Below are 23,520 nucleotides of genomic sequence, written 5' to 3'. Positions count from 1 at the left end.
CTGATGTCGTCGATTAAGGAGGTGATCCAGCCGCAGGTTCCCCTACGGCTACCTTGTTACGACTTCACCCCAGTCATGAATCACACCGTGGTAACCGTCCTCCCGAAGGTTAGACTAGCTACTTCTGGTGCAACCCACTCCCATGGTGTGACGGGCGGTGTGTACAAGGCCCGGGAACGTATTCACCGCGACATTCTGATTCGCGATTACTAGCGATTCCGACTTCACGCAGTCGAGTTGCAGACTGCGATCCGGACTACGATCGGTTTTATGGGATTAGCTCCACCTCGCGGCTTGGCAACCCTTTGTACCGACCATTGTAGCACGTGTGTAGCCCAGGCCGTAAGGGCCATGATGACTTGACGTCATCCCCACCTTCCTCCGGTTTGTCACCGGCAGTCTCCTTAGAGTGCCCACCATAACGTGCTGGTAACTAAGGACAAGGGTTGCGCTCGTTACGGGACTTAACCCAACATCTCACGACACGAGCTGACGACAGCCATGCAGCACCTGTCTCAATGTTCCCGAAGGCACCAATCCATCTCTGGAAAGTTCATTGGATGTCAAGGCCTGGTAAGGTTCTTCGCGTTGCTTCGAATTAAACCACATGCTCCACCGCTTGTGCGGGCCCCCGTCAATTCATTTGAGTTTTAACCTTGCGGCCGTACTCCCCAGGCGGTCAACTTAATGCGTTAGCTGCGCCACTAAGAGCTCAAGGCTCCCAACGGCTAGTTGACATCGTTTACGGCGTGGACTACCAGGGTATCTAATCCTGTTTGCTCCCCACGCTTTCGCACCTCAGTGTCAGTATCAGTCCAGGTGGTCGCCTTCGCCACTGGTGTTCCTTCCTATATCTACGCATTTCACCGCTACACAGGAAATTCCACCACCCTCTACCATACTCTAGCTCGCCAGTTTTGGATGCAGTTCCCAGGTTGAGCCCGGGGATTTCACATCCAACTTAACGAACCACCTACGCGCGCTTTACGCCCAGTAATTCCGATTAACGCTTGCACCCTCTGTATTACCGCGGCTGCTGGCACAGAGTTAGCCGGTGCTTATTCTGTCGGTAACGTCAAAATTGCAGAGTATTAATCTACAACCCTTCCTCCCAACTTAAAGTGCTTTACAATCCGAAGACCTTCTTCACACACGCGGCATGGCTGGATCAGGCTTTCGCCCATTGTCCAATATTCCCCACTGCTGCCTCCCGTAGGAGTCTGGACCGTGTCTCAGTTCCAGTGTGACTGATCATCCTCTCAGACCAGTTACGGATCGTCGCCTTGGTGAGCCATTACCTCACCAACTAGCTAATCCGACCTAGGCTCATCTGATAGCGCAAGGCCCGAAGGTCCCCTGCTTTCTCCCGTAGGACGTATGCGGTATTAGCGTTCCTTTCGAAACGTTGTCCCCCACTACCAGGCAGATTCCTAGGCATTACTCACCCGTCCGCCGCTGAATTCAGGAGCAAGCTCCCTTCATCCGCTCGACTTGCATGTGTTAGGCCTGCCGCCAGCGTTCAATCTGAGCCATGATCAAACTCTTCAGTTCAAACATCTTTGGGTTTTTAAGAAACCCTAAACTTGGCTCAGCAATCGTTGGTTACATCTTTGATTTCTCGCGGAGTAACTTGTGATGCTGATAATCTTGTTGACTATCAGTCTGACTCCACAAGCACCCACACGAATTGCTTGATTCAGTTGTTAAAGAGCGGTTGGTTAAGATCTTTCGTCTCAACCGAGGCGCGCATTCTACAGCAGCCTCATTTGCTGTCAAGTGATTATCTTCAGAAGTTTTCGAAGATTTCTTCAACAACTTCAACCACTTGCGCTTCCGATCTCTCGTTAGCGGGAGGCGAATTCTACAGCGTTACACGCTGCTGTCAACACCTCTTTTTCTCCGCTTTCGACCGAGAAGATCGAACCGTTGAAAGCACCAGAAAACCGGCATTTCCAACTCCTTCCAGACTTCGATGAACTGAAGCGATCCACTATCGAAACTTACTTAACTCATTGATTCTCAAGGAGTTTTCCGTTTCGACTGCGCCGGAAGTGGGGCGAATTATAGAGACTCAGAATCTGCCGTCAACACTTAATTTCGCTTTTCTTTCAATAACTTGCCGATAGGCCAAAAAGCACTCAAGTCCTTCTATATAGAAGAAGGATTCAGCACCCTTTCTATATAGAGAGAACTCTCAGAGCACTCCATCCTCCTTCATCGCAGCCACTGCACCCGCCCCCAAGCCCAGCACGCGCTGTAAAACCTCCAGCGTATGCTCGCCCAGCAAAGGAGGCGCACGGTGATACTCGACAGGCGTACGCGACAACCGGATCGGGCTGGCCACCTGCGGCACCATCCCCGCCAGCACGTGAGGCAACTCAATTGCCAAGCCGCGAGACTTCACCTGTGGATCCTCGAACACCTGTGATAGATCATTGATCGGCCCACATGGCACGCCCGCCTGCTCCAGCTGACTTACCCACTCTGCGGTGGTCTTGAAAACGGTCGCCTGGCGGATCAGCGGAATCAGGACGGCCCGATTCGCCACTCGCAGCTTATTAGTCGCGAAACGCGGATCATCCGCCCACTGCGGCTGCCCCGCCACTTCGGCGAACTTGCGGAACTGCCCGTCATTACCCACCGTGAGAATGAAGTCGCCGTCAGCCGTAGGAAAATCCTGGTACGGCACAATATTCGGATGCGCATTCCCCAGCCGCTTTGGCGCAGTGCCCGTCGTCAGGTAGTTCATCGCCTGGTTGGCCAGGCACGCCACCTGCACATCCAGCAAAGCCATATCGATATGCTGCCCACCACCATCGTGATCACGGTGGGCCAGCGCCGCCAGAATCGCCACGGTCGAATACAGCCCCGTCAGGATATCCGTGAGCGCCACACCCACCTTCACCGGCCCCGCACCCTCATCACCTTCGGGCCGCCCGGTCAGGCTCATCAGACCGCCGAGCCCCTGGATCATGAAGTCATAACCCGCACGCTTCGCATACGGTCCGCTCTGACCGAAACCGGTGATCGAGCAATAGATCAGATCCGGATTGATTGCCTTCAGCGACTCGTAATCCAGGCCATAAGCCGCCAGCCCCCCCACCTTGAAGTTTTCGATAAGGATGTCGGACTTGGCTGCCAACTCCCTTACCAGCTTCTGACCCTCGGGACGCGTGAAGTCGATCGTCACCGATTGCTTGTTGCGGTTGGCCGACAGGTAATAAGCCGCCTCGCTGGTGTTCTCGCCATAGGCGTCTTTCAGGAAGGGCGGCCCCCAGGCGCGAGTGTCGTCACCATTGCCCGGGCGCTCGACCTTGATCACTTCCGCCCCAAGGTCGGCAAGAATTTGCCCGGCCCATGGGCCGGCCAGCACTCGCGATAAATCCAGTACCCGTAGATGCGACAGCGCGCCCATGGTCGCTCTCCTATTAATAGAACGCCTGCAGGCCGGTCTGCGCACGACCGAGGATCAGCGCGTGAACGTCGTGAGTACCTTCATAGGTATTCACCACTTCCAGGTTGACCAGGTGACGGGCCACACCGAACTCATCAGAGATCCCGTTGCCGCCCAACATGTCACGCGCCATACGAGCGATCTCGAGAGACTTGCCGCAAGAGTTGCGCTTCATGATGGAAGTGATTTCAACCGCAGCAGTGCCCTCATCCTTCATGCGGCCCAGACGCAGACAGCCTTGCAGCGCCAGGGTGATCTCGGTCTGCATGTCAGCCAGCTTCTTCTGGATCAACTGAGTAGCGGCCAGCGGACGGCCGAACTGTTGACGATCCAGGGTGTACTGGCGAGCGGTGTGCCAGCAGAACTCGGCCGCGCCCAGCGCACCCCAGGAAATGCCATAACGTGCAGAGTTGAGGCAGGTGAACGGACCTTTCAGACCACGCACGTCCGGAAAGATGTTCTCTTCCGGCACGAACACGTTATCCATGACGATTTCGCCGGTGATCGAAGCCCGCAGGCCGACCTTGCCGTGAATCGCCGGGGCGCTCAGGCCTTTCCAGCCCTTCTCCAGTACGAAGCCACGGATGTCGCCGGCATCATCTTTGGCCCAGACCACAAACACATCGGCGATCGGGCTGTTGGTGATCCACATCTTGGCGCCGGTCAGGCTGTAGCCGCCATCGACCTTGCGTGCACGCGTAATCATCGCGCCCGGGTCGGAGCCGTGGTTCGGTTCGGTCAGACCGAAGCAGCCGATCCACTCGCCGGAAGCCAGTTTCGGCAGGTACTTCTGTTTCTGTGCTTCGGTACCGAATTCGTTGATCGGCACCATCACCAGCGAAGACTGCACACTCATCATCGAACGGTAGCCGGAGTCGACACGCTCGACTTCACGGGCAATCAGGCCATAGCTGACGTAGTTGAGGCCGCTGCCACCGTACTGCTCGGGAATGGTTGCGCCCAACAGGCCGACTTCGCCCATTTCACGGAAGATCGCCGGATCGGTCTTCTCATGGCGGAAGGCTTCCAGAACACGCGGCGCGAGGCTCTGCTGGGCGAATTGCTCGGCAGTGTCGCGGATCATGCGTTCTTCTTCAGTCAGCTGTTGATCCAGCAGCAGTGGATCGATCCAGTTGAAGCTAGCTTTACCGCCCATGAGTGAGTCCTCGCAAATCGGGTGAATTAACGTGGCATTGATCCTAGGCCCGCTTCGCCATCCCGGCAAACGAGGATTTCGCATCCTGTTGTGCTAATTTCTCACTCCGAAACGTCGCGAAATGCCGATTAAGCGATATATTAGTGAGGTTGACGTACATGCGCCGCAAGATACCCAGCACCACCGCCCTGATCAGCTTCGAAGCCGCCGCCCGTCACGAGAGCTTTACCAAGGCCGCCGAAGAACTTTCCCTCACCCAGGGCGCCATTTGCCGACAGATCGCCAGCCTGGAAGACTTCCTCAGCGTCGAACTCTTCCGACGCTCGCGTCGCGGGGTGAAACTGACAGAAGCGGGCCTTTCCTACAGCCGCCGGGTTGCCACTCAACTCGACGCCGTTGAACGCGACACCCTGTCGGTGATGGGCCAGCAAGGTACCAACGTGATCGAACTCGCCGTGGTGCCCACCTTCGGCACGCAATGGTTGTTGCCAAGGCTGAAGGACTTCCAGCTCAAGCACCCGGAAGTGACGGTCAACCTGACGAATCGCACGCGCCCATTCCTGTTTGCCGACACTGACTTCGATGCAGCCATCTACTTTGGCGATGCCGACTGGTCCGGTACCGAATCCCACAGGTTGATGGGCGAGAATCCGATGCCGGTATGCAGTCCCGCCCTGCTCGGCAACAAGACGCATCTGACACCCGATAAAATCGCCGATCTGCCGCTGCTCCAGCAAACCACCCGCCCCTACGCCTGGCGACAGTGGTTCAACTCGCAACACCTGAACATCCCCCGCGACATGACAGGTCCGCGCTACGAGCTATTCTCCATGCTGGCCCAGGCTGCCATGCACGACATGGGCATCGCGCTGATCCCACCGTTCCTGATTCAGCGCGAACTGGCCGAGAAACGCCTGGTGATTGCCAACCCAAACGCGCTCTCCAGCATCAAGGCGTATTACCTGATGATTCCGGAGCGAAAGGTCGAATCGGCGTCACTCAAGGCTTTTCGCGATTGGCTGGTGAACCAGGCACACAGCTACAACCTAGAAGGATAAAGGGCCTCAGCGATTACTAACCCCGTAGTCAGGAAAACCAAAGCCCTACAGATATAACTATTTGTCGCAAATAGACAGACTGTATCCGAAAGTCGTACAGACGTCCCACAAGCGCCTGACGACGTGGCTTTGCGCCCTCATTCGCGACTCATTGCGACCTATTCACGTCACCGATGAGAAAATTCTTCAAATTCATCCAGACTCCTTGAAAGGCACGGCCTGCAAGGGATTCAACTGGCCATCTGCGACATTCGGTCACGGGATGACTTGTAGTTAATTTTCCGTCACCCGTCATAATCCCTTGAAGGGCATAAACTTCGCCTGCAAAATGCCGCGCCCCGCCCTGATTTGGCGGGATCGTGCTGATCGGCCGCCCCAGTCGCACCATCCGTAGTGCATGGGTTTACTCAATAAGATCACGCAGGAGATTTGACGTGCACATTGGTGTTCCTCTCGAAACCCAGACCGGTGAAACACGGGTTGCTGCAACCCCGGAAACCATTAAAAAGCTGATCAGCCAAGGTCATAAGGTCACTGTGCAAACCGGCGCCGGCGTTAAAGCCAGCGTTGTCGACAGTGCCTATGAAGCGGCAGGCGCAACCATTGGCAGTGCCAATGACGCGTTTGGCGCCGAGCTGATTCTCAAAGTGGTCGCGCCAAGCGATGCCGAACTGACGCTGATCAAGCGCGGAACGGTGCTGGTGGGCATGCTCAACCCGTTCAACAACGACACCATCGCGAAGATGGCCGAGTGCGGGATTACCGCGTTCGCCCTGGAAGCGGCGCCACGCACCTCCCGGGCCCAGAGCCTCGACGTGTTGTCGTCCCAGGCGAACATTGCCGGCTATAAGGCGGTGCTGCTGGCCGCCCACTACTATCCGCGCTTCATGCCGATGCTGATGACCGCTGCGGGCACCGTGAAAGCGGCGCGCGTGCTGATTCTGGGTGCCGGTGTAGCCGGGTTGCAGGCGATTGCCACGGCGAAACGTCTGGGTGCCGTCATCGAAGCGTCCGACGTACGTCCGGCCGTGAAGGAACAGATCGAATCCCTCGGCGCCAAGTTCGTCGACGTGCCTTACGAGACCGATGAAGAACGCGAATGCGCGGTCGGCGTCGGTGGTTACGCACGCCCGATGCCGGCGAGCTGGATGCAGCGTCAGGCCCAGGCCGTGCACGAGCGCGCCAGGCAGGCTGACATTGTCATCACCACCGCACTGATTCCGGGCCGCAAGGCACCAACGCTGTTGAGCGCGGACACCGTGGCGCAGATGAAACCCGGCTCGGTGGTCATCGACCTCGCGGCAGCACAGGGTGGCAACTGCCCGCTGACCGTGGCCGATCAGGTCGTGATCGAGAACGGCGTGACCATCGTCGGCCCGACCAACCTCGCCGGTGAAGTCGCCGCAGACGCCTCGGCGCTGTACGCACGCAACCTGCTGGACTTCCTGAAGCTGGTCTTTACCAAAGAAGGCCAGTTCGAAGTGAACCTCGAAGACGACATCGTCGCCGCGTGCCTGATGTGCCGCGACGGCCAAGTCATCCGCAAAAACGCCTAAGCAGGGATTCAGACGATGGAAGAGCTTATCTCCCCCGGTATCTACAACCTGATCATCTTCGTGCTGGCGATTTATGTCGGTTATCACGTGGTATGGAACGTTACACCCGCGCTGCACACGCCTTTGATGGCGGTGACCAACGCCATTTCGGCGATCGTGATCGTCGGCGCCATGCTCGCCGCCGCACTGACCGTCACCCCTCTGGGCAAGACCATGGGCACCCTCGCCGTGGCACTGGCCGCGGTCAACGTATTCGGTGGCTTCCTGGTGACCCGCCGCATGCTTGAGATGTTCAAGAAGAAAGCCCCGAAAGCAAAAGAAGAGGCGCCTAAGTAATGAGCATGAACCTCGTCACGACGCTCTACCTGATCGCGTCGATCTGCTTCATCCAGGCCCTCAAGGGCCTGTCGCACCCGACCACGTCGCGCCGCGGCAACCTGTTCGGCATGCTCGGCATGGCACTGGCAATCATCACCACGGTCGGCCTCATCTATAAGCTGGGCGCTGAGCTGGCGACTGCAGGCATCGGTTACGTGATCGTCGGCCTGCTGATCGGCGGCACCGCCGGTTCGATCATGGCCAAGCGCGTTGAAATGACCAAGATGCCGGAACTGGTTGCGTTCATGCACAGCATGATCGGTCTGGCAGCGGTGTTCATCGCCATTGCTGCCGTGGTCGAGCCGCAGTCGCTGGGCATCGTCAAGCAACTGGGCGACTCGATCCCGGCGGGTAACCGTCTGGAGCTGTTCCTGGGCGCAGCCATCGGTGCAATCACCTTCTCCGGTTCGGTGATCGCCTTCGGCAAGCTGTCTGGCAAGTACAAGTTCCGGCTGTTCCAGGGCGCACCGGTACAGTTCAGCGGCCAGCACAAGCTGAACGCGGTACTGGGCCTGGCGACTCTGATCCTCGGCGTCACTTTCATGCTGACCGGCAACCTCGCCGCGTTCGCACTGATGCTGGCCCTGGCGTTCGTCATGGGCGTGCTGATCATCATCCCGATCGGCGGCGCCGACATGCCGGTGGTGGTGTCGATGCTCAACAGCTATTCCGGCTGGGCGGCGGCGGGTATCGGCTTCTCGCTGAACAACTCGATGCTGATCATTGCCGGCTCGCTGGTGGGTTCGAGTGGTGCGATCCTCTCGTACATCATGTGCAAGGCGATGAACCGTTCCTTCTTTAATGTACTGCTCGGCGGTTTCGGCAATACAGCAGATGCCGGCCCTGCCGGTGAGAAGGAAGCCCGTCCGGTGAAATCCGGTTCGGCTGACGACGCGACCTTCCTGCTGAGCAACGCCGACACCGTAATCATCGTTCCGGGTTACGGCCTGGCCGTGGCCCGTGCACAGCACGCGCTGAAAGAGCTGACCGAGAAGCTGACCCACCATGGCGTGACCGTGAAGTACGCGATCCACCCGGTGGCCGGCCGGATGCCTGGGCACATGAACGTACTGCTGGCCGAGGCCGAAGTGCCGTACGACCAGGTGTTCGAGATGGAAGACATCAACTCCGAGTTCGGTCAGGCCGATGTGGTTCTGGTGCTGGGCGCCAACGACGTGGTCAACCCGGCTGCCAAGAACGATCCGAAATCGCCGATTGCCGGCATGCCGATCCTCGAAGCGTTCAAGGCCAAGACCATCATCGTCAACAAGCGCTCGATGGCCAGCGGCTATGCCGGCCTGGACAACGAACTGTTCTATCTGGACAAGACCATGATGGTCTTCGGCGACGCGAAAAAAGTCATCGAAGACATGGTCAAAGCGGTCGAGTAACCCTCGCCGGCAACACCGAACGCCCCGACTTGTCGGGGCGTTTTTGTTTGCGCAAACCGTCGGACAATTTGCCGCGTTGTTGCAGATCCGGTAACGGTGTTTTACTTGAAACCCGCTAAATAGACGCCTCGTTTGCGACCTTGGTAGCGGGACAGGCGCTCGCGAAATTCACTAGACTGCGCATCCTGCAACTCGCTGCCCGAGAAAATAATCCATGTACCGTGACCGTATTCGCCTGCCTTCGTTGTTGGATAAAGTGATGAGCGCCGCCGACGCCGCTGCGCTGATTGAGGACGGCATGACCGTCGGCATGAGCGGCTTCACCCGCGCCGGCGAAGCCAAGGCCGTGCCCCATGCGCTGGCCGAGCGAGCCAAGGTCACGCCGCTGAAGATCAGCCTGATGACCGGCGCCAGTCTGGGCAATGACCTCGACAAGCAACTGACCGAGGCTGGCGTGCTGTCCCGGCGCATGCCGTTTCAGGTCGACAGCACCTTGCGCAAGGCAATCAACGCCGGCGAAGTGATGTTCATCGACCAGCACCTGTCGGAAACTGTCGAGCAATTGCGCAACCAGCAACTGAAGCTGCCGGACATCGCCGTCATCGAAGCTGTGGCCATCACCGAACAGGGCCACATCGTGCCGACCACTTCGGTGGGCAACTCGGCGAGCTTCGCGATCTTCGCCAAACACGTGATCGTCGAGATCAACCTGGCGCACAACGCCAACCTCGAAGGTCTGCACGACATCTATATCCCGACCTATCGCCCGACCCGCACGCCCATCCCGCTGGTAAAGGTCGACGACCGCATCGGCAGCACTGCGATCCCGATCCCGCCGGAGAAAATCGTCGCCATCGTCATCACCCAACAGTCGGACTCGCCGTCCACCGTGTCGTCGCCGGATGTCGATACCAAAGCCATCGCCGATCACCTGATCACCTTCCTCAAGCAGGAAGTCGATGCCGGGCGCATGACCAACAAGCTCGGCCCGTTGCAGGCCGGAATCGGCAACATCGCCAACGCGGTGATGTGCGGGCTGATCGATTCGCCGTTCGAAGACCTGACCATGTATTCCGAAGTGCTGCAAGACTCGACCTTTGACCTGATTGATGCGGGCAAGCTGAGCTTCGCCTCGGGCAGCTCGATCACTCTGTCGGAGCGGCGCAACAGCGACGTGTTCGGCAATCTGGAGAAGTACAAGGACAAGCTGGTATTGCGTCCGCAGGAAATCTCCAACCACCCGGAGGTGGTGCGGCGCCTGGGCATCATCGGCATCAACACCGCCCTTGAGTTCGACATCTATGGCAACGTCAACTCCACCCACGTCTGCGGCACGCGGATGATGAACGGCATTGGCGGCTCGGGCGACTTCGCGCGCAACGCACACCTGGCGGTGTTCGTGACCAAGTCGATCGCCAAGGGCGGCGCGATTTCCAGCGTGGTGCCAATGGTCAGCCACGTCGACCATACCGAGCATGACGTCGACATCCTGGTGACCGAAGTGGGCCTGGCCGACCTGCGCGGCCTGGCGCCACGGGAACGCGCCCGGGTCATCATCGATAATTGCGTGCACCCGGATTACCGCCCGGCGCTGAACGATTACTTCGAAAAAGCCTGTGCGATCGGCGGCCACACCCCGCACATCCTGCGTGACGCCCTGAGCTGGCACATCAATCTGGAAGAAACCGGACGCATGCTGGCGGTGTAATCCGCACAGATTTTCCGCTGGCGCAAACACAGTTTCGTCAGCGGAATTTTGAAAACCGCCGCAGCCGTCAAAAACTGTACTGCTGTACCGGTCTTTTCCTACGGCTTTTGCCTACTCTAATCATCGATTTGGGTAAAAATGCACCAAATAAGCGCAGACAAGTACAGTTTGCGCAATTTTGACCCGTACACCCCCTATAAACAGTTAACTGGTCACTCACAATACAGGTGAACTGTATCTAGAGAGTCTGGCCAAACGAGAGGATCATGGGCACCAGTTAAACCACTACCTAATCCCGCCACAAGCGGAAGGATGTCAACCATGGAACGTACACTCAGTTCCGAACTGTTCTTCGAAGACAAAGCTGTAAAAACCCAGGCTTCCCTGCCTCTGCGCGTTATCGCCAACCTGATGTTGTGGCAGCGCCGCATCTCCAGCCGCCACCAACTGGCTCGCCTGGATTCGCGTCTGCTGGCCGATGCCGGTATCAGCGAAGCACAACGCTACGAAGAGCTGAGCAAGCCGTTCTGGCGCTAAGCAGCGTCGCTGGCTCTGGTCGCTAGACCCACCGCCAGCAACCCGAATTGAATAAACAAGACCCGTCGCGGGAAACCGCGACGGGTCTTGTCGTTTGTGCCCTGAGAAAACCGAGTAGCCACCCTCGATCATCGGACAGGTACAGTTCTCATACTTAAATTCAAGACAGGTACAGTTACGAGAAATCGGTTCAGGCCAGCATCCTGACCACTGTGCGAAGTTGCAACGGAAGCCTAAGCTCCATTCAGAACGTGGCGAATGCTGTGCAACTGGCGTCTGACCTTCAGACACCGAGCCACCTCTCAATACGGTTTATCCACAGGAGTTCTCCCATGTCCCGTCTTCGTCTGCTCAGCGCCGCCGCTCTGCTGGCCGTAGCTGCCAACGCCAGCGCCACCAGCTTCATCGTGACCACCGACGCCGTTGTTGGCGCGCTCAAGTCCTCTTCCGATGCCACCTCCGACGTTACTTCGTCCTTCCGTGACGACAAGATCGTGCTCGCCGCCCGTGACGACGCTGCCAGCTTCGTAGCCAGCGAAGGTGAAATCCGTGGCGTGAAACTGGAGAGCGCACTGGATCACATCCGTCATCAGGCTCCGCAACTGAACGCGACCGACGCACAGCTGGCCCAGGCCATTCTGACGATCTAAGCGACAGGGGCATCGCGGGACACGCCGGTCGTGTCCCGATGTTTCGGCGCTGGCTCTAGTCGGGGCATTGCGCTAGCCTTGGGACTCGCCAACAGTTGCCGAGTCCCATGCGTTTTCTTTCAAATCTGCTTATCCCTTCTTTACTGCTCACCGCCTGCTGGATTCCTCTGGCAGACGCCTTCGATGTGTCCACACAGAACACCGTCGTCAGCGTCTGGGCCACGGGCATGGTTTCTTCCGCACCGTTCGACCGTAAACTGATCATCGCCGCGCACGACGATGCCGCAGCGTTCGTTGCCAGTGACGGCCAGATGCGCGGCGCACAGCTCGAATCTGCGCTGCATTACCTGCGCAAGAGCCGGCCAAAACTTCATGTCAGTGACCTTGAACTGGCACAGGCAATTCTCGTCCAATAGTCATCCCTGTCCTTTCGGAGTCGTTCCATGCGTAGCCCGCTGATTGCTGCCGCCCTTGGCCTGCTGTTGTTGGCCGATATGGCCCAGGCACACACCCTGGTAGCCACCAGTAACATCATCGTCCGCGCCTCCCAGCGCACCATCGATTTCACCTCCGACACCACTACGTCGATTCGCGATTCGAAAATCATCCGCGAAGCCCATGACGACGCTGCCAGTTTCGTGGCCAGCGACGGTGATATCCGTGGTGCAAACCTGGAAGCGGCCTTCAAAACCTTGCGCACCCGCGTGCCGGAAGCCCGCGACGCCAGTGATCAGGTACTCGCCGAAGCCATCCTCGCACTGTGAGGTCACTCGGCGCCTGGCTGCTGGCCGGGGCGTTGTTGCTGCTTGGCAACAGCGCCCACGCCGGCCTGCAATTGCGGCTCAAGACCGATGGCTTGAGCCCCGCCCAACAACAGGCCAGCCAGGCACTGCTCGATGAAGCCATGCAGGCGTTGCCGCCGAGCTTCATCGAACGCCTGGACCGGCGCATCGATGTCGGCTGGACCGACGACATGCCTGGCAACGCCTATGGTCAGGCGACGCTCGTCTCCGAACTGGACCTGAACCGCAAACTGCTCGCCAGCCTCACCGACGGCAGTGCGGCCAAAGAAAAAACCAATCGCCCCCATGGCACCGTTCGCCGAGAACTGCTGGCCACGGTGCTGCATGAAATCACTCACATTTACGATCGCGCGCGCTTGTGGCCAGCGGCCGAACGCACGCTGATCCAGCGCTGCACCCGGCGCAACAACAGCGCCGGGCTGATCGGCATTCCCGATGAGTGCCGCGGCCAGAACGGTCGGCGCTTCACCCTCAGCGATGATCCACGCCTGCTCGATCTCGCCGGCTGGCAGCAATACGTCGGGCGTCGGGGTGAGCGGGAACAGCACAACCGGCAGATCGCTCGCAGCCCCGACCTCTACGAAATCTCCAGCCCGAAGGAGTTTGTCGCGGTCAACATGGAGTATTTCCTCCTCGACCCGAGCTACGCCTGCCGTCGCCCGGCGCTGTATCGCTATTACCAGGAACACTTCGGCTGGGCACCGCCAGCAAAGGATGAATGCGCCAAAACCTTCGCCTTCCTCAACGCCGGCAACGACTTTGCCAAACAGCCCCTGGGCCAGGTCGATCCGGAACGTGTGTACGCGGTGGATTACCTGCTGGCAGAAGCCAACCAGAACTGGGTCAGCCGTTGGGGCCACAGCATGCTGCGTCTGGTGATCTGCGCACCTGGCCGGCCACGCGGGCCGGACTGCCGGCTGGATCTGGATCAGCATCTGGTGTTGTCGTACCGCGCCTTCGTCGGGGACGTGCAGCTGTCGAGCTGGGACGGTCTTGTCGGCAAGTACCCGTCGCGCCTGTTCGTACTGCCGCTGGCGCAGGTGATCGACGAGTACACCAAGACCGAACTGCGCAGCCTGGCGTCGGTGCCGCTGAATCTCTCGCGCAGCGAAATCGAGGGCGTGGTCGAACACGCCGCCGAAATGCACTGGAGCTACGACGGCAATTACTTCTTCCTCTCCAACAACTGTGCGGTGGAAGGCCTGAAACTGCTGCGCAGCGGCAGCAACAACGCCCGACTCACCGGCCTCGACAGCATCATGCCCAACGGCTTGCTGGAAGTGCTGAAGGGGCGCGGCCTGGCCGACACCAGCGTGCTTGATGATCCGAAAGAGGCGTTGCGCCTGGGTTATCGCTTTGACTCGTTCCGTGACCGTTATCAGGCGATGTTCGATGTGTTGAAGAAGCAATTGCCGATCAAGCAGACAACCGTTGAAGAATGGCTTTCGCTGTCCGCCGAAGAGCGTCGCCCATGGTTCGAACGGGCCGACCTGCGCACCAGCGCCGCGCTGTTGTTGCTGGAACAAGCCAGTTTCCGCCGCCAACTTTTGCTGGCTCAGGATGAGGTCAAGCAACGTTACCTCGGCGCCCGGGAGCTGGAAAACGGTGGCATGGACAAGGCCAACGCGACGTTGCAGCAGATTCTCGCCAACAGCGGCTTCCTCAGCCGGCCGGCAGAATTGCTCGACTCCCGAGGTTATGGCCTGCCGCAACCAAGCGAATTCAGCCGACTGGAAGCAGAAAGCAGCCAGCGCCAGAAACAATTGCTGGCCCTGACCGGCGATCTCGATAAGGAAGTGCGCGCGCTGCTGGAGCCCAAACGAGCAGCCGAGATTGCGGCCAGCGAGGCCAACGTAAAGCAGATCGGCGAACATCTGCGCAAACTGCACAAAGCCTCGGGCGGATTGGAGTTGCCCTGAACAACAGCCCTGAAAACAAAAGACCACAGCCCGTAAAGGCTGCGGTCTTTTTTATTGCCTGACGGTCAGTACAGAACGCCATCCAACACTTCGTAAACAACCCCGCTACCCACCGCGATCAGCACGATGTCACCGCCGGCACGACGCCATTCATAACCCGGGTAATAAGGCAGACGACTCAACGCCCGGTTATCCAGCCGCTCGCCGTAATAGCCGCGGGGCAGCGGCCGGCCACGTACCAGGTGGATGCCTGGAGGTGGCGGCGCACCGCGCACGAAGTAGCCATGATTGTCGCGGATCACCTGACGCACCGGGCCGAAATCCCGAGGCGGCGGGCCGCCGCGATGGTTGCTTTGCCAATCATGGTGATCACCACCGCGATTGTCGTAGTGGCCCTGTTGCGGGCCGCCGTGGTCGTGATCGTCGCGCGGATCGGCGCTGGCCAGCAGCGGTGTCGCGCTGATCATCAGCACGCCCAGACTGGCAATCAGACGTTTCGGCATTTTCATCGGGTCTTTCCTCACTGCACTGACAGCAAAAAGGGATTCAGAACGTGGTTCTGAATCCCTCGGTCTTGCTTGGTTAGTCTGTGCTTGGAGGCTCTAATTCCTCTGTATCAGGAACTTTACCTTCAGCTGACGCGAGCCTTACGCACGCCTTCGGACAGCGCCGAACACAGGCTCAGCACGCCGTCGATGGCCTGGTCCGGCGTGGTCGCGTTGGCGATGTGATCGATCAGCGCCGAGCCCACCACCACACCGTCGGCCAGACGCGCAATGGACGCGGCCTGCTCCGGCGTGCGGATACCAAAACCGATGCTGATCGGCAGATCGGTATGACGACGCAGACGCGCCACCGCCTCCTCGACGTGTTCCAGAGTCGCCGCACCGGCGCCGGTCACACCGGCAACCGACACGTAGTAAACGAAGCCTGAGCTGCCATTCAACACTTTCGGCAGACGCGCATCATCGGTGGTAGGAGTGGTCAGACGGATGAAGTCGATGCCCGCCGCCTGGGCCGGGTCGCACAGCTCCGAGTTATGCTCCGGCGGCATGTCGACCACGATCAGGCCATCAACGCCGGCCTCTTTGGCTTCAGCGATGAAGCGCTCGACGCCGAACTTGTGGATCGGGTTGAAGTAACCCATCAGCACCAGCGGGGTGTCGCTGTTTTCCTTGCGAAACTCGCGGACCATTTGCAGGGTTTTGATCAGGTTCTGTTTGGCACCCAAGGCGCGGATGTTCGCCAGCTGAATCGCCGGGCCGTCGGCCATCGGGTCGGTAAACGGCATGCCCAGTTCGATCACGTCGGCACCGGCTTTCGGCAGGCCCTTGAGGATCGCCAGCGAGGTGTCGTAGTCCGGGTCGCCAGCAGTGACGAAGGTCACCAGGGCGGCGCGGTTCTGTTCCTTGAGTTCGGCAAAGCGGGTTTGCAGGCGGCTCATCAGTGTTTCTCCTGCTTCGATTGCTCTTGTTGAGAATGTTCCATGTGGTGCATGACGGTCTGCATGTCTTTGTCGCCGCGACCGGACAGGTTGACCACCATCAGGTGATCCTTCGGCAGTTTCGGTGCGCGTTTGAAGACTTCGGCCAGGGCATGGGCGCTTTCCAGTGCCGGAATGATCCCTTCCAGACGGCAGCACTGGTGGAACGCAGCGAGGGCTTCGTCGTCGGTCACCGAGGTGTACTGGACGCGGCCGATGTCATGCAACCACGCGTGCTCAGGGCCGATGCCCGGATAGTCGAGGCCGGCGGAAATCGAGTGGGCGTCGATGATCTGGCCATCGTCGTCCTGCAGCAGGAAGGTGCGGTTGCCGTGCAACACACCCGGGACACCGCCGTTGAGGCTGGCCGCGTGCTTGCCGGTTTCGATGCCGTAACCGGCGGCTTCGACGCCGATGATCTCGACGCTCTTGTCGTCGAGGAACGGGTGGAACAGGCCCATGGCGTTGGAACCGCCGCCGATGCATGCCACCAGGCTGTCCGGCAGGCGACCTTCTTGGGTTTGCAACTGATCGCGGGTTTCCTTGCCGATTACGGCCTGGAAGTCACGAACCATGGCTGGATAAGGGTGCGGACCGGCCACGGTGCCGATCAGGTAGAAGGTGCTGTCGACGTTGGTCACCCAGTCACGCAGCGCTTCGTTCATTGCGTCTTTCAGGGTGCCGGTGCCGGCGACCACCGGGATCACCTCGGCGCCCAGCAACTTCATGCGGAACACGTTGGCCTGCTGACGCTCGATGTCGGTGGTGCCCATGTAGATCACGCAGTCCAGACCAAAACGCGCAGCCACGGTGGCGGTGGCTACGCCGTGCATACCGGCTCCGGTCTCGGCGATGATGCGTTTCTTGCCCATGCGCCGCGCCAGCAGGATCTGGCCGATGCAGTTGTTGATCTTGTGCGCGCCGGTGTGGTTCAGCTCTTCGCGCTTGAGGTAGATCTTGGCGCCACCGCAGAACTCGGTCAGGCGCTCGGCGAAATACAGCGGGCTCGGACGTCCGACGTAGTCGCGCTGGAAGTAGGCCAATTCTTCTTTGAACGCCGGATCTTCCTTGGCCGCCTCGTATTCGCGGGCCAGGTCGAGGATCAACGGCATCAGGGTTTCCGCGACATAACGGCCGCCGAACGAGCCAAACAGGCCGTTGGCGTCAGGGCCGTTACGCAGATCGGAGGTGTTCGAAGTCTGGGTCATGGTTCGCTCCAGCAGATTTCACGAGAAGACAATGGCGTTCACTCTACCCCTGACCTTTCAGGCTGAAAACCGATAAGATCGCCACAACCTGTCAGGAAAACTCACAGATATCATGAGCCATGACCTTCCCCCGCTGAACGCCCTGCGCGCCTTCGAAGCCACCGCCCGCCTGAACAGTGTCAGCCAGGCTGCAGAGCAACTGCACGTCACCCACGGTGCGGTCAGCCGCCAGCTCAAGGTGCTGGAAGAGCATCTCGGCGTCAGTCTTTTCGTCAAGGACGGTCGTGGCCTGAAACTCACAGATGCCGGCATCCGCCTGCGCGATGCCAGCGGCGAGGCGTTCGACCGCTTGCGCAGCGTCTGCGCCGAACTGACCCAAAGCACCGCCGATGCGCCGTTCGTGCTCGGTTGCTCCGGCAGCCTGCTGGCGCGCTGGTTCATTCCGCGATTGGGACGCTTGAATGCGGATCTGCCGGATTTACGTCTGCACCTGTCAGCCGGCGAAGGCGATCTCGACCCGCGCCGTCCGGGACTGGATGCATTGCTGCTGTTCGCCGAACCGCCATGGCCGGCAGACATGCAAGTCTACGAGCTGGCCAGCGAGCGCATCGGCCCGGTCATGAGCCCGCTGTTCAGCGGCTACCAGCGCCTGCAATCGGCACCGCCCATCGCCCTGCTGGACGAGCCCTTGCTGCACACGACTTCACGCCCGCAAGCCTGGCCGAGCTGGGCGCAGCAAAGCGGCTTCGACGCCAAGGCGTTAAAACTGGGGCAAGGTTTCGAACATTTGTATTACTTGCTGGAAGCGGCCGTCGCCGGGTTGGGCGTGGCAATCGCACCGGAACCGCTGGTGACCGAAGACTTGAAGGCCGGACGCCTGGTCGCGCCATGGGGTTTCAGTGAAACCCCGGCGCAACTGGCGTTGTGGCTACCCAAGCGCGCCGCGGACGGACGCGCCCGGCAATTGGCGCAGTGGCTCAGGAACGAGCTGCGCCAGACGGATCACTCGCCGCGCTTGAACAGCAAGTAAGCGGCCAGCAGACCCAGCGCACCGACCGCCACACCGGCAGTCGTCCACGGGTGTTCCTGCGCGTAATCGCGGGTGGCGATCCCGGTCTCGCGGGTTTTGACTTTGACTTCTTCGTAGGCATCGCTGAGCAGGCTGCGCGAATGTTTCAGCGCGCTTTCAGCGTTGCTCTTGAGCGCCTTGAGGGTCTTGCGCGACTCGTCAGAAGCGTCGTCCTTCAGGCTTTCCAACGACTTGAGCAGACTCTCGATCTCCGCTTCCATGCTTTGCAACGAGGCTTTGCGTAACGAGGTGTTGGCCATGGTGGCTCTCCTGCATTGGTGATGAGTGGCGTGTGTTGGTTGGGACTTCAGCGTTTCTGGAAAGTGCAGAAAATCTGAACTTCCTCTTGTCCGGATCGCCGAAATCAACACGGCAAATCGCTGCTAGGCTCAATTGCACACTTCAAGGAGAACACCATGAGTGACCATCACACCTACAAGAAAGTCGAGCTGGTCGGTTCGTCCACCAGCAGCATCGAAGACGCCATCAACAATGCGTTGGCCGAGGCCAACAAGAGCATCAAGCATCTGGAATGGTTTGAAGTGACCGAAACCCGCGGCCACATCAAGGATGGCAAGGCTGCCCACTTTCAAGTGACCCTGAAAGTCGGGTTCCGGATAGCCAGCAGCTGAGTTTGGTCTACGCTTCTGAACTTGCGCGCTGGCCGAGTGCCATAGGAATGGCAATGCGCTACGAGGTGAGTGCATCGAGCGAACGGCTCGATGCCCGCCTTAATTAATCCGACCAGGGAGTGCGACCGATGAAGAAGTTGATATTGGCAGTAGGTTTGTTGAGCCTTGCGGGTGGTGCGTTTGCTGCCGGCAAGCCCTGTGAAGAACTGAAGGCTGAAATCGCGGCCAAGCTGGATGCCAAGGGCGTTTCCGGGTATTCGCTGGAGATTGTCGACAAGGGTGCGGCCAGTGGCGGCAAAGTCGTCGGCACCTGCGAAGGCGGCGCCAAAGAGATCGTCTACACCCGCGGCTGATCACGCCGGAAAAACAAAAGCCGACGCTATGCGTCGGCTTTTTTGTGCGCGGCTATCGGGCTCAGCCCTTCATCACCTGCGCCAGCAGTTCGTAGGAATGCAGGCGATCGGCGTGCTCGTACAGGTCGCAGGTGAAGATCAGCTCATCAGCCTGGGTCTGTTCGATCAGCACTTCGAGTTTCGCGCGGATTTTCTGCGGGCTGCCGACCATCGCCAGACCGAGGAAATCACCCACGGCCTCACGCTCGTGGGGCAGCCACAGGCCGTCCATGGTTTTCACCGGTGGGCGCTGCACCAGACTTTGCCCACGCATCAGCGCGAGGATTCGTTGGTACACGGAGGTCGCCAGGTAGTCGGCCTGTTCATCGGTGTCGGCTGCCACCAGCGGCACGCCGAGCATCACATACGGTTTATCGAGCACCGCCGATGGCTTGAAGTGATTGCGGTAGACGCGAATCGCCTCGTGCATGAAACGCGGCGCGAAATGCGAGGCGAAGGCGTAAGGCAAACCGCGCTCACCGGCCAGTTGCGCACTGAACAGACTCGAGCCGAGCAGCCAGATCGGCACGTTGGTGCCGGTGCCCGGCATCGCGATCACCCGCTGATCCGGCGTGCGCGGACCAAGAAAGCGCGCCAGCTCAGCCACGTCTTCGGGGAAATCATCAGCACTGCCGGAACGCTCACGACGCAAGGCACGGGCGGTCATCTGATCGGAACCCGGCGCACGGCCCAGGCCGAGGTCGATACGTCCCGGATACAGGCTTTCGAGGGTGCCGAACTGCTCGGCGATCACCAGTGGTGCGTGGTTGGGCAGCATCACGCCGCCAGAGCCGACCCGGATGGTCGACGTGCCACCGGCCAGATAACCCAGCAACACCGAGGTGGCGGAACTGGCGATGCCGTCCATGTTGTGGTGCTCAGCGACCCAGAACCGCGTGTAGCCGAATTTCTCGACATGCTGCGCCAGGTCCAGCGAGTTGCGCAGCGACTGGGCCGGACTGCCGTTCTCGCGCACCGGCACCAGATCGAGGGTGGAAAATTTTACGTCGGACAGTTGCTTCATAAACCTGCATCTCCGATTGAGGGCGCAGGTTTGTTCTTGGCGAACGCAAACCTGCCCAATTCATAAGCGTGTTCTGTGCAATAAGGGCATATACCCGAGTTTCAATAGCCGATCCGAAATTTCCTACTAAAAAAGTCAACGATTCACTTGGGCTGAACTTTGTTCCGACGTCTATCCTCAGAAGCCTTGCAGGCAAAAACCACGACGGCGCGGCATTTCGCGCCCGATTTGAAGGAGGCACACATGGCTATCGTGAAGAAGGCATCCGCGCATTGGGAAGGTGACCTGAAAACCGGCATCGGCTCGATTTCCACCGAAACCGGCGTCCTGCGTGAAGCGCCCTACGGCTTCAAGGCCCGCTTCGAAGGCGGCAAGGGCACCAATCCGGAAGAACTGATCGGCGCCGCCCATGCGGGCTGTTTCTCCATGGCGTTCTCGATGATTCTCGGTGACGCCGGGCTCAAGGCCGACAGCATCGACACCCAGGCCGAGGTCACGCTGGATCAGGTGGACGGCGGCTTTGCAATCACCGCAGTGAAACTGATCCTCAAGGCAAAAATTCCGGGAGCGACCCAGGCGCAGTTCGAAGAGCTGAGCAACAAGGCCAAGGAAGGTTGCCCGGTGTCGAAGGTGCTGAATGCGAAGATCAGTCTCGACGCATCTCTGGTCAGCTGACTGCCTTGAGCCGGATCAGAACCCGCCAGGCAAAAGTGTGGTCGAATAAATGACAGCAGCTTTCGCGCATCTTCGTGCGCGCTGCTTCGATGGAGCTTCAACCATGAAACGTTTTGCCTTGGCGGTTATCTGTGGCGTGCTGGCAACGTCGGCCTTCGCAGCGCCCAAAGATTGCGAAGAACTCAAGCAAGAGATCGAAATCAAGATTCAGGCGAATGCCGTGCCCTCCTATACCCTGGAGATAGTTTCCAAAGAGGAGGCGGAAAAACACGACATCGCCATGATCGTCGGCACCTGCGACAACGGCACCAAAGCCATCATCTATCAGAAGAACGACCGCTGATACGCCTCAGATGATGCAGTTGACCTCGCGGTCTTCGGCGACGATTTCCCGCTTGTCGTTGTACAGGCGCGCACTCGGGGTAAACGCCAGAGAACGGCCTTCCAGCCTGTAACGCTGCCCTGCTTCGAAATGATCGTAGCGGATGGTCAGGTAGCACAGCCGCTCCACCGGGCCGGTCATCAGGCTGCCGCCTCCGCCGAACACTTCAAAGTCGAAGCGCACCCGCAACTCATGGCTGCCGGGCGTAACCTGAAAGAAACGCCCGTCAGTCAGTCGCTTATTGTCGAGACGCTCAGCCATCAGCAACTTACCGCCCGGGGACGGCGTCGAGAACTCGACCCAGGCCATGTTCGGATCGACGGGGGGCAACGGTGTCTGGCAACCGGCGAGCAGGCTGACGGCGAGCAACAGCATCATCGTACGCATGATGGATGTCCGTGAGTTCGGACATCCAGCATAACGCCGATCAGGTTCGCTGACAGCCCGCCGGCGTGCCCTGGCCCACCACGTTGCGTTGTTGATCGTAGAGTTTGGCCCACGGGCGGAAACCGATGCTTCCCGCCTGCAACTGATAACGCTGGCCGGCGTTGAAATCCTTGAATTTCACGTTCAACTGACAATCACGCCAAAGCGGCTCGGCATCCGGGCCGATGTTGGTCGCCTCGACCGGAAATTGATAACGCACCCTCAGCTCATGGCTGCCGGGCTGCACTTCGAAGTAACGATGATCGACGGCAGCCTTGTCGTCGACTTCCAGCGCCTGCAGCGCCGTGTCCTGTTGCCGGGCATCCAGATCGATCCAGGCTTGCGAGGGGTCAGGGTTCGGCATTCCGAATCCGGCACAACCGGCCAGCGTCAGCACGCTTCCTGTCAGTATCAACATGCGCATAGCGGAGCTCCAATGGGCGGGATAGTCTTGGGCAGACTTTCCGGGGGATTTCTTATTTTGATCAGGCCGCTTCCAAGCCATGGGTTACTTGATCGCGTTTTGCGGATTTTGTTTCCGGGTGTGATGATTTTGTTGCTCAACGGTTGCTCAAGCCTGAGCTATTACAGCCAGCTGGCCAGCGGTCAGCTGCAGCTTTTGCGGGCGCGGGAGCCGGTGGCCAAGGTGATCGCCGACCCGGCTCGCGACGCCAAACTGCGCACTCACCTGGCCCAGTCCCAGAAAGCCCGGGCTTTTGCCAGCGAACACCTGCATCTGCCGGACAACCAAAGCTATCGCCTCTATGCCGACATCGGTCGGCCGTTTGTCGTGTGGAATGTGTTCGCCACCCCGGAGTTTTCCCTGAGCCCGCAGAACCATTGCTTCCCGATTGCCGGTTGCGTGGCCTATCGCGGCTATTACAGCCAGAGCGCGGCGCGGGGCGAAGCCGCGATTCAGCGCCTGCAAGGCATGGACGTGTCGATCGGCGGCGTCGAGGCTTACTCGACCCTGGGCTGGTTCAATGACCCGATCCTCAATTCGATGATGGGCTGGGGCGACGAGCGTCTGGCAACGCTGATCTTCCATGAACTGGCTCACCAGCGTTTCTATGTGAAGGACGACACCGAGTTCAACGAGTCCTTCGCGACCTTCGTCGAGCAGGAAGGTACGCGGCAGTGGCGAGCGTTTCGCGGCTTGCCCCCGGAAAATGACTCGAAGCTCAAGCAACGGGACCAATTCATTCAGTTGATCCTCGATACCCGCTCACGTCTTGAAAAGCTTTATGCACAACCATTGGCGGCAGCGCAGATGCGCGAGCGCAAGGCGGCGGAGTTCGAACGGTTTCGACACGACTACCGAACAATGCGCGATAGCCAGTGGGCCGGCGACAAACGCTATGACGCCTGGGTCAATGCGCCGTTGAACAACGCGCGGCTGTTGCCGTTCGGGCTGTATGACCAGTGGGTGCCGGCGTTTGCGGCGTTGTTCAGGCAGGTCGGTGGGGATTGGCTGAGGTTTTATGCGCAGGTGGAGAGGTTGGGTGAGTTGCCAGTGACTGAGCGCAAAGCGGCGCTGAAAGCGTTGGTAGATTCGAAAGTCTGAGTGGCTGAAAGGTCCTGTTCGCGAGCAAGCCCGCTCACACATTAAGTCTGTGTTC

The 23,520-nt window shown here is 59.4% G+C and carries 25 protein-coding genes and 1 rRNA gene; 16 read left to right on the top strand and 10 right to left on the bottom strand.

Translation table 11 applies throughout. The annotated features are described in order from the left end of the window. Positions 1 to 14: 14 nt before the first annotated feature. From ACEN93_RS17520 to ACEN93_RS17510, 3 genes are all read right to left on the bottom strand, one after another. Positions 15 to 1,551 (bottom strand): 16S ribosomal RNA (locus tag ACEN93_RS17520). Between the two features lie 643 nt (positions 1,552 to 2,194). Beyond that, on the bottom strand, positions 2,195 to 3,415 hold the full coding sequence (locus tag ACEN93_RS17515) for a CaiB/BaiF CoA transferase family protein (RefSeq protein WP_495610310.1): 1,221 nt from the start codon (positions 3,413 to 3,415) through the stop codon (positions 2,195 to 2,197). A 13-nt stretch (positions 3,416 to 3,428) separates the two neighbouring features. Continuing rightward, a complete protein-coding gene (locus ACEN93_RS17510; RefSeq protein ID WP_011331834.1) occupies positions 3,429 to 4,610 on the bottom strand; it encodes an acyl-CoA dehydrogenase in 1,182 nt (393 codons plus the stop codon). 158 nt (positions 4,611 to 4,768) lie between these two features. Between ACEN93_RS17510 and ACEN93_RS17505 the strand changes: the two genes are divergently transcribed. The 10 genes from ACEN93_RS17505 (at position 4,769) to ACEN93_RS17460 (ending at position 14,610) form a co-directional block, all read left to right on the top strand. Then, on the top strand, positions 4,769 to 5,668 hold the full coding sequence (locus ACEN93_RS17505; protein WP_074689734.1) for a LysR family transcriptional regulator: 900 nt from the start codon (positions 4,769 to 4,771) through the stop codon (positions 5,666 to 5,668). Between the two features lie 434 nt (positions 5,669 to 6,102). Beyond that, a complete protein-coding gene (locus ACEN93_RS17500) occupies positions 6,103 to 7,224 on the top strand; it encodes a Re/Si-specific NAD(P)(+) transhydrogenase subunit alpha (RefSeq protein ID WP_039764785.1) in 1,122 nt (373 codons plus the stop codon). A gap of 15 nt (positions 7,225 to 7,239) precedes the next feature. Beyond that, entirely contained in the window at positions 7,240 to 7,560 is a 321-nt protein-coding gene (locus ACEN93_RS17495) for an NAD(P) transhydrogenase subunit alpha part 2 (RefSeq protein WP_003220416.1), read from the top strand. Further along, complete coding sequence (locus tag ACEN93_RS17490; protein WP_490842867.1) at positions 7,560 to 8,993, top strand: NAD(P)(+) transhydrogenase (Re/Si-specific) subunit beta; 1,434 nt, start codon at positions 7,560 to 7,562, stop codon at positions 8,991 to 8,993. The genes ACEN93_RS17495 and ACEN93_RS17490 overlap by 1 nt, the downstream gene beginning before the upstream one ends. A gap of 214 nt (positions 8,994 to 9,207) precedes the next feature. After that, positions 9,208 to 10,701 carry a succinyl-CoA:acetate CoA-transferase ScpC gene (scpC, locus tag ACEN93_RS17485; protein WP_074689736.1) on the top strand — a complete coding sequence of 498 codons (1,494 nt, stop codon included), beginning with the start codon at positions 9,208 to 9,210 and terminating at the stop codon, positions 10,699 to 10,701. A 321-nt stretch (positions 10,702 to 11,022) separates the two neighbouring features. Then, complete coding sequence (locus ACEN93_RS17480) at positions 11,023 to 11,238, top strand: DUF1127 domain-containing protein (RefSeq protein WP_011331828.1); 216 nt, start codon at positions 11,023 to 11,025, stop codon at positions 11,236 to 11,238. Positions 11,239 to 11,570: 332 nt separating this feature from the next. Further along, positions 11,571 to 11,888 (top strand): DUF2388 domain-containing protein, encoded by a 318-nt coding sequence (locus ACEN93_RS17475; protein WP_007953908.1) that lies wholly within the window; start codon positions 11,571 to 11,573, stop codon positions 11,886 to 11,888. A gap of 107 nt (positions 11,889 to 11,995) precedes the next feature. Next, positions 11,996 to 12,304 (top strand): DUF2388 domain-containing protein, encoded by a 309-nt coding sequence (locus ACEN93_RS17470; protein WP_064592548.1) that lies wholly within the window; start codon positions 11,996 to 11,998, stop codon positions 12,302 to 12,304. A gap of 27 nt (positions 12,305 to 12,331) precedes the next feature. Continuing rightward, positions 12,332 to 12,652, top strand: coding sequence for a DUF2388 domain-containing protein (locus ACEN93_RS17465; RefSeq protein ID WP_039764795.1), 321 nt, complete (start codon positions 12,332 to 12,334; stop codon positions 12,650 to 12,652). After that, positions 12,649 to 14,610 (top strand): DUF7844 domain-containing protein, encoded by a 1,962-nt coding sequence (locus ACEN93_RS17460; protein WP_064592546.1) that lies wholly within the window; start codon positions 12,649 to 12,651, stop codon positions 14,608 to 14,610. Before ACEN93_RS17465 ends, ACEN93_RS17460 begins: the two co-directional genes overlap by 4 nt. Before the next feature lie 65 nt (positions 14,611 to 14,675). Here ACEN93_RS17460 and ACEN93_RS17455 read toward each other — a convergent pair whose 3' ends face one another. From ACEN93_RS17455 to trpB, 3 genes are all read right to left on the bottom strand, one after another. Beyond that, positions 14,676 to 15,119 (bottom strand): anti-virulence regulator CigR family protein, encoded by a 444-nt coding sequence (locus ACEN93_RS17455; protein WP_085667265.1) that lies wholly within the window; start codon positions 15,117 to 15,119, stop codon positions 14,676 to 14,678. 122 nt (positions 15,120 to 15,241) lie between these two features. Next, positions 15,242 to 16,054, bottom strand: coding sequence for a tryptophan synthase subunit alpha (trpA, locus tag ACEN93_RS17450; protein ID WP_085667266.1), 813 nt, complete (start codon positions 16,052 to 16,054; stop codon positions 15,242 to 15,244). After that, positions 16,054 to 17,301 carry a tryptophan synthase subunit beta gene (trpB, locus tag ACEN93_RS17445; protein ID WP_103385843.1) on the bottom strand — a complete coding sequence of 416 codons (1,248 nt, stop codon included), beginning with the start codon at positions 17,299 to 17,301 and terminating at the stop codon, positions 16,054 to 16,056. Before trpB ends, trpA begins: the two co-directional genes overlap by 1 nt. A gap of 112 nt (positions 17,302 to 17,413) precedes the next feature. Between trpB and ACEN93_RS17440 the strand changes: the two genes are divergently transcribed. Then, positions 17,414 to 18,331 carry a LysR family transcriptional regulator gene (locus ACEN93_RS17440; protein ID WP_039764803.1) on the top strand — a complete coding sequence of 306 codons (918 nt, stop codon included), beginning with the start codon at positions 17,414 to 17,416 and terminating at the stop codon, positions 18,329 to 18,331. Here ACEN93_RS17440 and ACEN93_RS17435 read toward each other — a convergent pair. Further along, entirely contained in the window at positions 18,304 to 18,630 is a 327-nt protein-coding gene (locus ACEN93_RS17435) for an ElaB/YgaM/YqjD family protein (RefSeq protein WP_011331820.1), read from the bottom strand. The genes ACEN93_RS17440 and ACEN93_RS17435 overlap by 28 nt on opposite strands. A 156-nt stretch (positions 18,631 to 18,786) precedes the next feature. Between ACEN93_RS17435 and ACEN93_RS17430 the strand changes: the two genes are divergently transcribed. Both ACEN93_RS17430 and ACEN93_RS17425 read left to right on the top strand, forming a co-directional pair. Further along, positions 18,787 to 19,002: a dodecin gene (locus tag ACEN93_RS17430; RefSeq protein ID WP_007953919.1), complete on the top strand. Its 216-nt coding sequence runs from the start codon at positions 18,787 to 18,789 to the stop codon at positions 19,000 to 19,002. Between the two features lie 128 nt (positions 19,003 to 19,130). Next, positions 19,131 to 19,355 carry a DUF1161 domain-containing protein gene (locus ACEN93_RS17425; RefSeq protein WP_039764805.1) on the top strand — a complete coding sequence of 75 codons (225 nt, stop codon included), beginning with the start codon at positions 19,131 to 19,133 and terminating at the stop codon, positions 19,353 to 19,355. A 61-nt stretch (positions 19,356 to 19,416) separates the two neighbouring features. On the opposite strand, the gene ACEN93_RS17420 is transcribed toward ACEN93_RS17425, so the two are convergent. Next, complete coding sequence (locus ACEN93_RS17420; RefSeq protein ID WP_039764807.1) at positions 19,417 to 20,418, bottom strand: LLM class flavin-dependent oxidoreductase; 1,002 nt, start codon at positions 20,416 to 20,418, stop codon at positions 19,417 to 19,419. Between the two features lie 243 nt (positions 20,419 to 20,661). Here ACEN93_RS17420 and ACEN93_RS17415 point away from each other — a divergent pair, with 243 nt between their 5' ends. Beyond that, positions 20,662 to 21,093: an OsmC family protein gene (locus tag ACEN93_RS17415; protein ID WP_011331817.1), complete on the top strand. Its 432-nt coding sequence runs from the start codon at positions 20,662 to 20,664 to the stop codon at positions 21,091 to 21,093. Between the two features lie 103 nt (positions 21,094 to 21,196). Further along, entirely contained in the window at positions 21,197 to 21,436 is a 240-nt protein-coding gene (locus ACEN93_RS17410; RefSeq protein ID WP_007953935.1) for a DUF1161 domain-containing protein, read from the top strand. Between the two features lie 6 nt (positions 21,437 to 21,442). On the opposite strand, the gene ACEN93_RS17405 is transcribed toward ACEN93_RS17410, so the two are convergent. Both ACEN93_RS17405 and ACEN93_RS17400 read right to left on the bottom strand, forming a co-directional pair. After that, positions 21,443 to 21,862: a PA0061/PA0062 family lipoprotein gene (locus ACEN93_RS17405; RefSeq protein ID WP_074689740.1), complete on the bottom strand. Its 420-nt coding sequence runs from the start codon at positions 21,860 to 21,862 to the stop codon at positions 21,443 to 21,445. 40 nt (positions 21,863 to 21,902) lie between these two features. Then, the gene (locus tag ACEN93_RS17400; protein WP_074689741.1) at positions 21,903 to 22,325 is read right to left on the bottom strand and encodes a PA0061/PA0062 family lipoprotein; all 423 of its coding nucleotides are present in this window, start codon (positions 22,323 to 22,325) and stop codon (positions 21,903 to 21,905) included. Between the two features lie 57 nt (positions 22,326 to 22,382). Here ACEN93_RS17400 and ACEN93_RS17395 point away from each other — a divergent pair, with 57 nt between their 5' ends. Then, positions 22,383 to 23,465 carry an aminopeptidase gene (locus ACEN93_RS17395; RefSeq protein WP_134334198.1) on the top strand — a complete coding sequence of 361 codons (1,083 nt, stop codon included), beginning with the start codon at positions 22,383 to 22,385 and terminating at the stop codon, positions 23,463 to 23,465. Positions 23,466 to 23,520: the final 55 nt, after the last annotated feature.

It is taken from the genome of Pseudomonas sp. Pseusp21 (assembly GCF_059492145.1).
Note: the sequence above shows the minus strand (reverse complement) of the source record. Positions and strands in the feature narration are given on the sequence as shown.

Bases quoted from the DNA above. Each gene is read 5' to 3' on its own strand.
- ACEN93_RS17405 (WP_074689740.1), bottom strand. From the start codon at position 21,862: ATGCGTACGATGATGCTGTTGCTCGCCGTCAGCCTGCTCGCCGGTTGC.
- ACEN93_RS17435 (WP_011331820.1), bottom strand. From the start codon at position 18,630: ATGGCCAACACCTCGTTACGCAAAGCCTCGTTGCAAAGCATGGAAGCG.
- scpC (WP_074689736.1), top strand. From the start codon at position 9,208: ATGTACCGTGACCGTATTCGCCTGCCTTCGTTGTTGGATAAAGTGATG.
- ACEN93_RS17400 (WP_074689741.1), bottom strand. From the start codon at position 22,325: ATGCGCATGTTGATACTGACAGGAAGCGTGCTGACGCTGGCCGGTTGT.
- ACEN93_RS17410 (WP_007953935.1), top strand. From the start codon at position 21,197: ATGAAACGTTTTGCCTTGGCGGTTATCTGTGGCGTGCTGGCAACGTCG.
- ACEN93_RS17455 (WP_085667265.1), bottom strand. From the start codon at position 15,119: ATGAAAATGCCGAAACGTCTGATTGCCAGTCTGGGCGTGCTGATGATC.
- ACEN93_RS17470 (WP_064592548.1), top strand. From the start codon at position 11,996: ATGCGTTTTCTTTCAAATCTGCTTATCCCTTCTTTACTGCTCACCGCC.
- ACEN93_RS17480 (WP_011331828.1), top strand. From the start codon at position 11,023: ATGGAACGTACACTCAGTTCCGAACTGTTCTTCGAAGACAAAGCTGTA.
- ACEN93_RS17465 (WP_039764795.1), top strand. From the start codon at position 12,332: ATGCGTAGCCCGCTGATTGCTGCCGCCCTTGGCCTGCTGTTGTTGGCC.
- ACEN93_RS17495 (WP_003220416.1), top strand. From the start codon at position 7,240: ATGGAAGAGCTTATCTCCCCCGGTATCTACAACCTGATCATCTTCGTG.
- ACEN93_RS17490 (WP_490842867.1), top strand. From the start codon at position 7,560: ATGAGCATGAACCTCGTCACGACGCTCTACCTGATCGCGTCGATCTGC.
- ACEN93_RS17510 (WP_011331834.1), bottom strand. From the start codon at position 4,610: ATGGGCGGTAAAGCTAGCTTCAACTGGATCGATCCACTGCTGCTGGAT.
- ACEN93_RS17475 (WP_007953908.1), top strand. From the start codon at position 11,571: ATGTCCCGTCTTCGTCTGCTCAGCGCCGCCGCTCTGCTGGCCGTAGCT.
- ACEN93_RS17515 (WP_495610310.1), bottom strand. From the start codon at position 3,415: ATGGGCGCGCTGTCGCATCTACGGGTACTGGATTTATCGCGAGTGCTG.
- trpA (WP_085667266.1), bottom strand. From the start codon at position 16,054: ATGAGCCGCCTGCAAACCCGCTTTGCCGAACTCAAGGAACAGAACCGC.
- ACEN93_RS17420 (WP_039764807.1), bottom strand. From the start codon at position 20,418: ATGAAGCAACTGTCCGACGTAAAATTTTCCACCCTCGATCTGGTGCCG.
- ACEN93_RS17425 (WP_039764805.1), top strand. From the start codon at position 19,131: ATGAAGAAGTTGATATTGGCAGTAGGTTTGTTGAGCCTTGCGGGTGGT.
- ACEN93_RS17505 (WP_074689734.1), top strand. From the start codon at position 4,769: ATGCGCCGCAAGATACCCAGCACCACCGCCCTGATCAGCTTCGAAGCC.
- ACEN93_RS17430 (WP_007953919.1), top strand. From the start codon at position 18,787: ATGAGTGACCATCACACCTACAAGAAAGTCGAGCTGGTCGGTTCGTCC.
- ACEN93_RS17440 (WP_039764803.1), top strand. From the start codon at position 17,414: ATGAGCCATGACCTTCCCCCGCTGAACGCCCTGCGCGCCTTCGAAGCC.
- ACEN93_RS17415 (WP_011331817.1), top strand. From the start codon at position 20,662: ATGGCTATCGTGAAGAAGGCATCCGCGCATTGGGAAGGTGACCTGAAA.
- trpB (WP_103385843.1), bottom strand. From the start codon at position 17,301: ATGACCCAGACTTCGAACACCTCCGATCTGCGTAACGGCCCTGACGCC.